This window comes from Microcoleus sp. T3_B1 (assembly GCF_036700445.1).
Taxonomy (GTDB): Bacteria; Cyanobacteriota; Cyanobacteriia; order Cyanobacteriales; family Microcoleaceae; genus Microcoleus.
In genome coordinates this window covers 87,019-97,601 of the sequence record NZ_JAUBOX010000002.1, presented here as the reverse complement: position 1 = coordinate 97,601, position 10,583 = coordinate 87,019, and the positions used below count along the sequence as shown (strand labels likewise).

5 protein-coding genes are annotated in these 10,583 nt (G+C 48.0%); 2 read left to right on the top strand and 3 right to left on the bottom strand.

Annotated features, from left to right (window positions below):
* The first annotated feature begins 98 nt into the window (after window positions 1-98).
* A complete protein-coding gene (locus QT990_RS01760) occupies window positions 99-1,289 on the top strand; it encodes a transposase (RefSeq protein ID WP_333306313.1) in 1,191 nt (396 codons plus the stop codon).
* A 78-nt stretch (window positions 1,290-1,367) separates the two neighbouring features.
* On the opposite strand, the gene QT990_RS01755 is transcribed toward QT990_RS01760, so the two are convergent.
* The 3 genes from QT990_RS01755 to QT990_RS01745 all read right to left on the bottom strand — a co-directional run bounded on the left by QT990_RS01755 (window position 1,368) and on the right by QT990_RS01745 (window position 8,768).
* On the bottom strand, window positions 1,368-2,054 hold the full coding sequence (locus QT990_RS01755) for a ribonuclease HII (protein WP_333141485.1): 687 nt from the start codon (window positions 2,052-2,054) through the stop codon (window positions 1,368-1,370).
* Window position 2,055: 1 nt separating this feature from the next.
* The gene (locus tag QT990_RS01750; RefSeq protein ID WP_333141436.1) at window positions 2,056-4,416 is read right to left on the bottom strand and encodes an Rne/Rng family ribonuclease; all 2,361 of its coding nucleotides are present in this window, start codon (window positions 4,414-4,416) and stop codon (window positions 2,056-2,058) included.
* Between the two features lie 1,478 nt (window positions 4,417-5,894).
* A complete protein-coding gene (locus QT990_RS01745; protein ID WP_333464842.1) occupies window positions 5,895-8,768 on the bottom strand; it encodes a TIGR03960 family B12-binding radical SAM protein in 2,874 nt (957 codons plus the stop codon).
* Between the two features lie 257 nt (window positions 8,769-9,025).
* On the opposite strand from QT990_RS01745, the gene QT990_RS01740 reads away from it, so the two are divergent.
* Window positions 9,026-10,147 (top strand): transposase, encoded by a 1,122-nt coding sequence (locus tag QT990_RS01740; protein ID WP_333141442.1) that lies wholly within the window; start codon window positions 9,026-9,028, stop codon window positions 10,145-10,147.
* Window positions 10,148-10,583: the final 436 nt, after the last annotated feature.

Genomic DNA, 10,583 nt, shown 5'->3' with positions numbered 1-10,583 from the left:
AAAACCCCTTCTTCAGTGGCCGGCTTTAATTGTAAAATTTTAATAACTAGCCTAAAGTTTTATGCTGGAGCGTGTAGTATAAGAGGGGAGGTGAAGTCATGTTAGTTTTTGAGTTCAAGGCATACGGAAAATCGAATCAGTTCAAAGCAGTAGGCGAAGCAATTCGTACCGCTAAGTTTGTCCGCAATAGCTGTTTGCGTTATTGGATGGACAACAAGAAAGTGGGTAAAAACGACTTAAATAAATACTGCGCCGTACTAGCTCGCGATTTTCCTTTTGCCGACGAACTCAACTCAATGGCAAGACAAGCTAGCGCAGAACGGGCATGGTCTTCTATTTCCCGATTTTACGATAACTGCAAGAAAAATATTCCTGGTAAAAAAGGGTATCCACAATTTCAAAGAGATGGCCGTTCGGTGGAATACAAAACCACTGGATGGAAACTTGCTGACGATCTCAAATCAATCAACTTTACCGACAAAAAAGGAATTGGACGATTAAAACTAAAAGGCACACGCGATCTACATTTTTACCAAATTAGCCAAATAAAAAGGGTGAGATTGCTCAAACGTGCTGATGGCGTGTACGTCCAATTCTGTGTGGATGTCGATAGAAAAGAAAACACAGAACCCTCTGGTACTACGATCGGATTAGACGTGGGATTGAAGGAATATTACACCGATTCAAACGGAACTACGGTTGAAAACCCGAGGTTTTTAAGAAAAGGTGAGAAAGTCCTCAAACGCTATGGGCGTCGCGTATCCAGGAAAGTTAAATGTTCAATAAACAGGGGCAAAGCTCGGCAGATTCTAGGTAAACGCCATCTCAAAATAAGTAGACAACGTAAAGACCATGCTGTGAAATTAGCAAGGTGCGTAATCTCATCAAACGATGTAGTCGTCTACGAAGATTTGAGAATCAAAAACATGGTGAAGAATCATTGTCTGGCTAAGTCCATTAATGACGCATCTTGGTATCAATTTCGTGTTTGGCTTGAATACTTTGGGAAAGTGTTTGAGAAAATCACGGTTGCGGTGAATCCCCAATACACCAGTCAAGAATGCTCTAGCTGCGGTCAAATCGTGAAAAAAACGCTATCTACAAGAACTCATGCTTGTCAATGTGGTTGTGTCTTGGATCGTGACGAAAACGCAGCTAAAAATATCCTTAGTCGAGGATTGGGTACGGTAGGGCATACCGGAACCTTTGGTCTTGAACCAAGCAACTCTTTGGGAGAATTAGTCTCTACTGTTGTTGGAGAAATCCTGCCTCAGCAAACTGGCTCGTAGATCAAAGAATCCCCACGCCTTCAGGCTGGGGAGTGTCAAATAATTGCGCTGGAATTAGCTAAGTTTTTCACCGCTATTTTAAGATTTTCGACAAGGGCTAAATGATAATCGGTGAAAAGCCGATCGCCCGCAACGTTCCAAAGCTAACTTATGTTTAGCAGTACCATATCCTTTGTTATTTGTCAAGTCATATTCAGGATACTTAACAGCCAAACGTACTATTAATTCATCGCGCCAAACTTTCGCCACAATACTAGCAGCAGCAATCTGAATCGATCGCGCATCACCCTTAATCATCGTCTCTTGCTCGATCGACAAATTGGGAATCCTTTGATTCCCGTCAACCAAACACAAATCCGGCGTCACCTTCAACTTCAAAATCGCCCGCTTCATCGCCAACAAAGAAGCCTGCAAAATATTGAGGCGATCGATCTCCCGCACCGAAGCCGCACCAATTTGACAGTCAACCGCCACAGCCCGGATTTTCACAGCTAACCGACTCCGGGCTGCGGCACTCAACTGCTTGCTGTCGCGCACCCCGCAACTTGCTAATTCATCGAGAACTTCGTCGGGCAAAATGCAGGCTGCAGCCACCACCGGCCCGAACAAAGCGCCTCGTCCGACTTCATCCACACCCGCAATTAGTAGAGTGTTCGAGGGAGAGGGGGAAAGGGGAAGATGGAAAGATGGGAAGAGAGTAAAAATTTCTACTTCTTCCTTCTTCCCTCGAACCTCTGACTTCTTCCTTCTTCCCTCTGACTTCATATCACTCATCCACAACGGCTGACGAGCGGCGGCGGCGGCGGCGGTTGATAGCCGGCTCCTCGGGTTCGCTGGGTTCGCTGGGTTGGCTGGGTTCGATCGGCTCATTGAGTTCGATCGGCTCATTGAGTTCGATCGGCTCATTGAGTTCGATCGGCTCATAGGATTCGATCGGTTCATAGGATTCGATCGGCTCATAGGATTCGATCGGCTCATAGGATTCGATCGGCTCATAGGATTCCCCCATCAAATCGCTGGGTTCCTCCATTCGATCAAAACCATCAGTTTGGTCGATCGAACTCTCGCCGTAAATTTGGGCCTCATCATCCTCAGAAAAAGCAGGCTCAACTACCGACCTTTCTGGATAATAATCCCGTTCCTGTGCATTCTGTACAGGCGCCGTCGGTTCAAATTCAAATTCGAGCTGCTCGAAAGGCGGCTTGTTCGGGGCCGCTCCGGGGAGAGTCACCGAAACGATCGCATTCTTAGGATTTTTCACGCTGCGATCCGTAAGCACCAAAGGAGAGACCCCCATCAGAGCATAAACATCCTGCTCCTCCGCCGTCATTTCCACCGAAATCACCTCTGGAGGCTCCACCATCGGCTTCATCAACTCCGACTTAGCGGGACGCACGCGATCGAAATCCTCGCGCCTGCCCACAGTCGCCATATTCACTAGCCCGAAGCCCTCCGACGCGGCCCGGATGCCGGGGGGTGCTAGATACTCAGAGCGCGTATCCGCGACGGGAGCGCTCGAAGTATTCGGCAGCCGCAACTTGCTGCGTACAGGTTCCTCCTCCGCCGGGAGAGCAAAAGGCTCTTCGCCAATCCGGCGGCGGCGGCGCCGTCTAGTTCCGTTCCCCAAATCCTGATAGCTGGGATGGTTGAGCAAGTCCAAAGGCGAGGCGTTACTGCCGGTCTCAAAATCCACACTTTCGCTCTGACTCGGAGGTTCCCAAGCAGCCCGAGCAGGTTCGGGGGGGCGTTCTTCCCGCACTGGTGCAGGAGTTGCAGCCGCCACAGGCGTCAAGCTGCGGCGTTCCAATCCTTCGGGCAAATTCAACAAAACGCGGTTCGACGTAGCAACAGTGCGATCGGCCGATTCCCGCACCGCTGCGGCGAAGTCTTCTTCCCCTGGCAAGCGCACCAGATGACCCAACCCGCTGCAAGTAGGACAACTGTGGCCGAACAACTCGTAAATATTTTGACCTTGCCGCTTGCGAGTGAGTTCTACCAGTCCCAATTCCGACAGTTGAGCGATTTGTGGCCGAGCTTTGTCAGCTTTGAGAGCTTTATTGAAATGTTCCAGCACCTGCAACTGATCGCGGCGGGATTCCATGTCAATAAAGTCAACAATAATCACCCCGGCAATATTGCGTAACCGCAGTTGTCTAGCAATTTCCGTGGCTGCTTCGCAATTTGTCCAGAGTACAGTTTCCCGAGCCGTCGCCGATCGAGTAAACGAGCCAGAGTTGACATCTATCACCGTCAGCGCCTCAGTCGGCTCGATAATCACATAACCACCCGAAGGCAAATCAACCCTTGGTCTGAGGGCTTCTCGAATCGCAGCGTTAACCCGGAAAAATTCTAAAATCGAGGCGCGCTCTCGGTGGTGGTCGATCAAAACTCCCGCAGGCAGTTTACCGCCGTTCCAGCTCATCAACTGCTGCTTCACCCGCTTAATTCCATTTTGCGAGTCCACCACAATCCGATTCACGTCACCGCTGAACATATCCCGCAGCACCCGCTGGATAAAATCGTCATCCCGGTTGAGCAGTGCCGGCGCCCGCGAAGTACCGCCTTCGAGTTGAACGGCTTCCCACTGTTTTTGGAGGACTTCCAAATCTTCCATGATGGCTTCTTCAGTCATCCCTTCAGCCTCGGTGCGTACCAGCAGCCCCATGCCGGCCGGTTTCACCAAAATAGCCAGGGCTCTGAGGCGGTTGCGCTCTGCTTCCGACTTGATCCGCCGCGAGAGATTGACTCCCCTGCCGTAAGGCATCAGTACCAAATAGCGGCCCGGCAGGGTAATGTTGCCTGTCAGCCGGGGGCCTTTGCTGCCCGTCGGTTCTTTCATTACCTGTACCACCACTTTCTGCTGGGGGGTCAGGAGTTCTGTAATTGCTCCTGCCGAGCGTTTAAGGCGCAGGGGGCCGAGGTCTGTTACGTGCATGAACCCGTTACGTTCGGGATCGCCAATATTGACGAATGCCGCATCTATCCCAGGGAGTACATTTTCGACAATTCCCAAGTAAATGTCACTGACTTGGTGGCTGCCTGTGGCTACCACAAGTTCTTGGATTTGATCTTCTGAAAAGACGGCAGCAATGCGATGCTGCTCTGCTATAACTATCTGCTTTGTCATTCAATTTCCTCAAAAAACTGGCAGCAAGTTAGAGACACTTACGCACTCATAGTGCCTCTGACTTAGACTGTAATTAGTAGTAGCTTGAAGAGTTATTAGCTGTGAGTTGGTGCAGGGTGGAAGGAAAGTTAACTGTTGACCGTTCACTGTTAACTGTTAACTGTTGACTGTTCACTGTTCACTGTTAACTGTTACAGATAAAGTAGTTAAACCCGCCCGTACAGAGTTATGAGTTATGCTCAGCAGATAAATCTGAGAGATAGAAATAAGGAGGCTTTTATCGAGTTAGCACTATTGAGGTTTGAGTTGAGAATTGCGACATCAATACTCAAAATTCAACACTTACAACTCTTCCTTTGAACGAGCGCGAATAAATTCATTGACACCGTACCAATTTCTTAACACACAACTTAACACTACGAACTGATAACTCCGCTTGCGTGGTGGTAGAGGGCTGGTTTTGAGGGAAGTAGGTAGGAGTGAAAGCGCCTAGACTTTTGTTGAATTCTTGCGCGATCGCACTCAACATACCCCAGCTTGGCATTCGACTGCAACCTCCGCCCCGGCCAACCCTAAAACCTCGTCAGTCGATTTTAGATTTTAGATTTTAGATTTTAGATTTACTCCACAGATGAATCTGGGAGATTGAAATTTAGTCTAAAATCTAAAATTTGGATTCTCCACGAATTAAGTCGGGGGCTTATTTCCGTTTTTTGACGGGTCAGTCGATTTTAGATTTTAGATTTTAGATTTTAGATTTACTCCACAGATGAATCTGGGAGATTGAACTTTAATCTAAAATCTAAAATTTTGGTTCTCCACGAATTAAGTCGGGGGCTTATTTCCGTTTTTTGACGGGTCAGTCGATTTTAGATTTTAGATTTTAGATTTTAGATTTACTCCACAGATGAATCTGGGAGATTGAACTTTAATCTAAAATCTAAAATTTTTGGTTCTTCACGACTTAAGTCGGGGGCTTCTCTCCGTTTTTTGACGGGTCAATCGATTTTAGATTTTAGGTTTGAGATTTTAGATTGACTCCACAGATGAATCTGGGAGCTGGAACTTTAATCTAAAATCTAAAATTTTTGGTTCTCCACGACTTAAGTCGGGGCTTCTCTCCGTTTTTTGACCCGTCAAAAACATCTATTGTTGAATACCCGCTCTGCGGTTTGAACCGTGAGATTTTTGAATAAGCCGACCACCGACAACCAGTCGATCGATCGAAATTAATCGCTAAATTTGGTTCACACCCTCCGGCGGGTTTGGCGCTAGATTTAGCCCGTGAATGTACAACAAAAAGGCTTGAAGTCTTGAACAGAAGCAAATTGCACCCAGCCCGCGTTGCTGGTTGACGAGGGCGACGAGCGACTAAAGCGCTCGAGCCGCCGCGGCTTCCATAACAAGCGATTATAGCGTGAAACGACACATCCCGATCGAGAGCCGAAGGTGAAAAATTCCACCACGGCTTCCCTATCTTAACCATAACCTAGGATTAGCTGACTACGCTCAACCTGCAGAAGCTGAATTTCCTGCTGGCTGACTTGTTCGAGCATGAAAACAATATGTTCTGGCTTTAGCAAGTTGCCGTCGCTGCGACAACTGCCGGTAAAGCGCAAGACGGCTCTACCTTCGGATGTAGTACCAGAGGCAGAGGTGCTGCTGTCTGGTTTGTGCTCTACAAGTTCTAGTTTGTGGAGTCGATCGCGCAAATTGACATTGTGCGTCTTTCCAGACTTAGTAGTATGCACCCGCCAAAAAGCCTCGGTTTCGGCGATCGTCTTGACCCAAGCATCCCAATTGGCATCAGGAGCCACGGAGACAGGAGCAGTATTTTCCCGGTCTAATTGGTCATTTTCTGTCAAGGAGCCTGCCGAGGTCACAGTAATTACGTACTCCGCTGCTTCTAACAACTGGTTAGCAGAAGGAGCCTTGAGATCGATCGACTCAACCTTGTAAATCGGAATATTTTCCGGCAGCTTAGCGGCCAACTTTTCCCGAAAACTCTCAATATCGATCGACTCAGTTAGCTCAAAATCGGCAATTTCCCCAGTGCTGGTAACACCCAGAGGCAGAGCATTTGCCAGAGAAATCCGAGGGTTCGGGTGAAACCCGCCGGTAAACGAAATCGGCAAATCGGCTCTGCGGACTACTCGATCGAACAATCGGATCAAATCCAAATGACCAACCAAAGCCATATCGCCCACCTTCCCGAACCAAACCCGAAAACGCTGTTTCCGCTCAGTATTCGGGACAAACTCCCCAGCAAACTCAGGAATTGGCAGCGCATCCACAACCACATTGTGTCCGAAATCGGTGCCACACACCCCGCAGCGCGAACACCCTTCAAAGGAACAGTCGGGAACAGTCGCTGCTTCTAAAGCCTTTTGCAAGTCAATTTTCAGCCAGTTTTTGTCGATTCCCGTATCTAAGTGATCCCAAGGCAGGGCCTGATCGAGAGAGAGAGAGGGGGAGGGGGAGAGGGGGAGATTGGGGGAGGGGGAGAGGGGGAGATGGGGAGAATTGGGAAAATCTTCCTTGATTTCTCTTCCTTCTTCCTTCTTCCTTCTTCCGACTTCCATCGGACTGACATCCGTTACATCCGTTACAGAATCCGTTGCCGAACTTCCTTCTTCCTTCTTCCTTCTTTCTTCTTCCTTCTCCTCTTCCTTCTCAAAAAGATTCCACTCGCCGCTTTCGACTTGGCGGTATTTCCAGGTAAGGCCCGATTCATCGATCGCCTGAGTCCAAGCTTTGTAAGCCTGATCCAAGCTTTCCCACCACGCATCCATACCCGCGCCAAGTTCCCAAGCGCGGCGGACTACAGCAGCCAAACGTCGATCGCCCCGTCCGACAAAATCCTCCATTGCCGAAATCCGCACATCAGTGTAATTCACCTTGACGCCCCGCATCCCCCGAAACTCTTCCTTCAGGAGTTTTTGCTTGCGGGAAAACTCAGCAGTAGAAACCGAGTGCCACTGAAAAGGAGTGTGAGGCTTAGGCGTAAAATTAGAAATTGTCAAGTTAAAAGTCAGTCCCCGCCTGCCATTGATCCTGCATTCCCTGTGCAGCCAGCGGACTGTTTCGGCGATGCCGAGAACATCAAAATCTGTTTCTCCCGGCAAACCGATCATAAAGTACAGCTTGATTTTATCCCAGCCGCGATCGACCGCAGTTTTGACACCCCGAAGCAATTCTTCGTTTGTCAAACCTTTGTTAACGATGTCGCGCATCCGCTGAGTACCAGCTTCCGGCGCAAAAGTCAAACCGCCTTGTCGCGTCCCGCCGAGAATGTCGGCAATATTATCGTCAAATCTGTCAACTCGCTGGCTGGGTAGAGACAGAGAAATATTTTTATCTTTCAGGCGATTTTTGATTTCCATCCCGACTGCTGGGAGTGCCAGATAGTCGGAACAACTCAGGGAAAGCAGGGAAAACTCGCTGTGCCCGGTGGCTTGCATCCCCTGTTCTATCGCCTCTACGACTTGCTGAGGTTCGACATCGCGCGCTGGGCGAGTCAGCATTCCCGGCTGACAGAAGCGACACCCGCGGGTGCATCCCCGGCGGATTTCTACTGTCAGTCTGTCGTGTACTGTCTGGACGTAGGGAACCAGGCCGATCGAATAAGCTGGTATGGGAGTTGCCACGCGGCGCAGAATTCGTTCGGGAACTTGCGGGCGGTTGGGATGAACAGAACCGTCGGCCGCCATATCGTAGAATTGCGGGACGTAGACGCCTGGAATTTGCGCTAAATCCAGCAGCAATGCTTCTCGGCTCAAATTATTTGTTTTGCCTTCTGCCAAAATCAAGCCAATTTCTGGCAGCAACTCTTCTCCATCTCCCAAAGCGATGAAGTCAAAAAAGTCAGCGTAGGGTTCGGGGTTAGAAGTTGCCGTTTGTCCGCCAGCAAAAATCAGCGGCATTTGACCGTTTTGGCGATTAGTCGCTCTTTCTTGCCAAGTTAGTGGAATGCCGGCTAAATCCAGCATTTCCAGAATGTTTGTTGCTCCGAGTTCGTAGCTGAGGCTGAAGCCCAGAATATCAAATTCTGTGAGCGATCGCCTCGATTCTACGGCAAACAGGGGAGTTTTGGTCGATCGTAGTTTTGCTGCCAAGTCGGGGGCGGGCAAATAAGCCCGATCGCACAACTGCCTCGGCAAAGCGTTCAAAATGTTGTAAAGGATGATGTGCCCCAGATTGGAAGCACCAACTTCATACACTTCTGGGTAAGTGAGAACCCAGCGCACAGACGCCGCGTCCCAAGGCTTGTGCGTAGCACCCAATTCGTTTCCCAGATAACGAGCAGGCTGATTAATCTCTGCTGTAAGTAATTCTTCGACTTTTACTGCCACGGCTCGACTCGCTAAATAGTTGCGACTCTTAAGCAGCCTACCTTAAAATCTGCCAATACGCCAACGACAGTCGTCTGTCTTTTCGGCCATTTAACCGAATTTGCTGTGTTTTGTTGCCTGTTCTCGTCGATGAGGAGGCTTTATCAAAGAAATGGGTTTAAAACCCCGTCGTTCTAGGACGGCTTTAATTCCTTCTGAATTTTCCCGATCGTGTTAAAATAGTATGGCATACTAAAGTAGTAAAACAGCTAAAAATAATGAAAGCAAGGTTCCAATACAGATTCTATCCAACCGATAGACAACGCCAGAGTTTGGCTCAGTTGTTTGGTTGTGTAAGAGTTGTTTGGAACGATGCTTTGGCTGTTAGCAGATGTGGCAAATATCCTGGGTACAACACTCTATCCAAGTCTCTAACTATATCTAAAAAGACAGAACAAAGGGCATGGTTGAACGATGTTTCATCCGTGCCGCTGCAACAATCCCTCAAACAGTTAGAGGTTGCTTACAAAAACTATTTTGATTTCCTAAAAGGGAAGAGAAAAGGCAAGAAAGTGGGTCAACCCAAATTCAAAAAAAAGACTAACAGTCAGTCTGCAACTTTTGCTAAAACAGGTTTCTCTATCAAAGGTGAGTCCGTGTATCTGGCAAAAATTGGAAATGTTAGCCCTATTTGGTCTAGGGAGTTACCATCAGAGCCTAGCTCTGTAACTGTACTAAAGGACTGTGCTAATCGCTATTTCTTGAGCTTTGTAGTAGAAGTTAAGCCCGTTCAAATTGATGCTAAAAACCCAAGTGTCGGAATTGATTTAGGGATTAAAACTTTTGCTGTGATGAGTAATGGGGAGAAAGCTAAAAGTCCAGACTATAAAGTGTTAGATCGAAAAATTCGTAAACTCCAAAAAAAGCTAGCTCGGCAATCTAAAGACTCGAAACGCAGAAATAGAACTCGGATTCAGATAGCCAAACTGCACAATCAAATTGCAGACACCCGTAAAGATTTCTTGCACAAGCTGTCAACCAAAATTGTTAGTGAAAACCAAACTATCGTTTTAGAAGACTTGAATGTGTCTGGAATGGTCAAAAACCGCAAACTTGCTAGAGCTATTAGTCTTCAGGGATGGAGAGAATTCCGAACTTTGTGCGAGGCAAAGTCTGAGAAATTTGGTCGAGACTTTAGAGTAATTAGTCGCTGGGAGCCTACCAGTCAAATTTGCTCGGATTGCGGCTTTAAGTGGGGAAGACTGGATTTAAAAATCAGATCGGTTCAGTGTTTGAATTGTGGCACTGAACACGAACGCGATGAGAACGCTGCAAAAAATATAAACAAAGTCGGGATAGGGCATTGCCACGACTCTAAACGGAGTGCGACTCGTTTCTAGGTAAATCAATAACCTAGAGTCCTTACATCGCCTGGGTTTCGACCCTTAAATAAAGTAAGGACAACTGTAGAGGGATGGAGGTGCAAGTCCTCCCCATTAAGGATGATGTGACGCCAAACCTACCCACACAGAGACTGATCATCAAAGTGAAGCTGGGAATAGGACGGGAAAAACAAGGGCTGTGATGCCTGGATACCCGTTAGGCAGGCTGACATGGATAACAAACGTGAATCTTCGGAAAAAGCATCCAAAGAGTACCGATGGAAACGAACATCGGATAACCACACAAGACCCGCACTGAAATTCCGTTAACAAGTGCAATCCTGGGTTGTGGTGGGTGAAGTGGAGAGTCCTAAATCAGTAATTATCACTCTACGGAACGAAGAAAAACGCTTAAATCTCCTGGGGTGGTCGAACAACCCAGGTAGGGCAAATC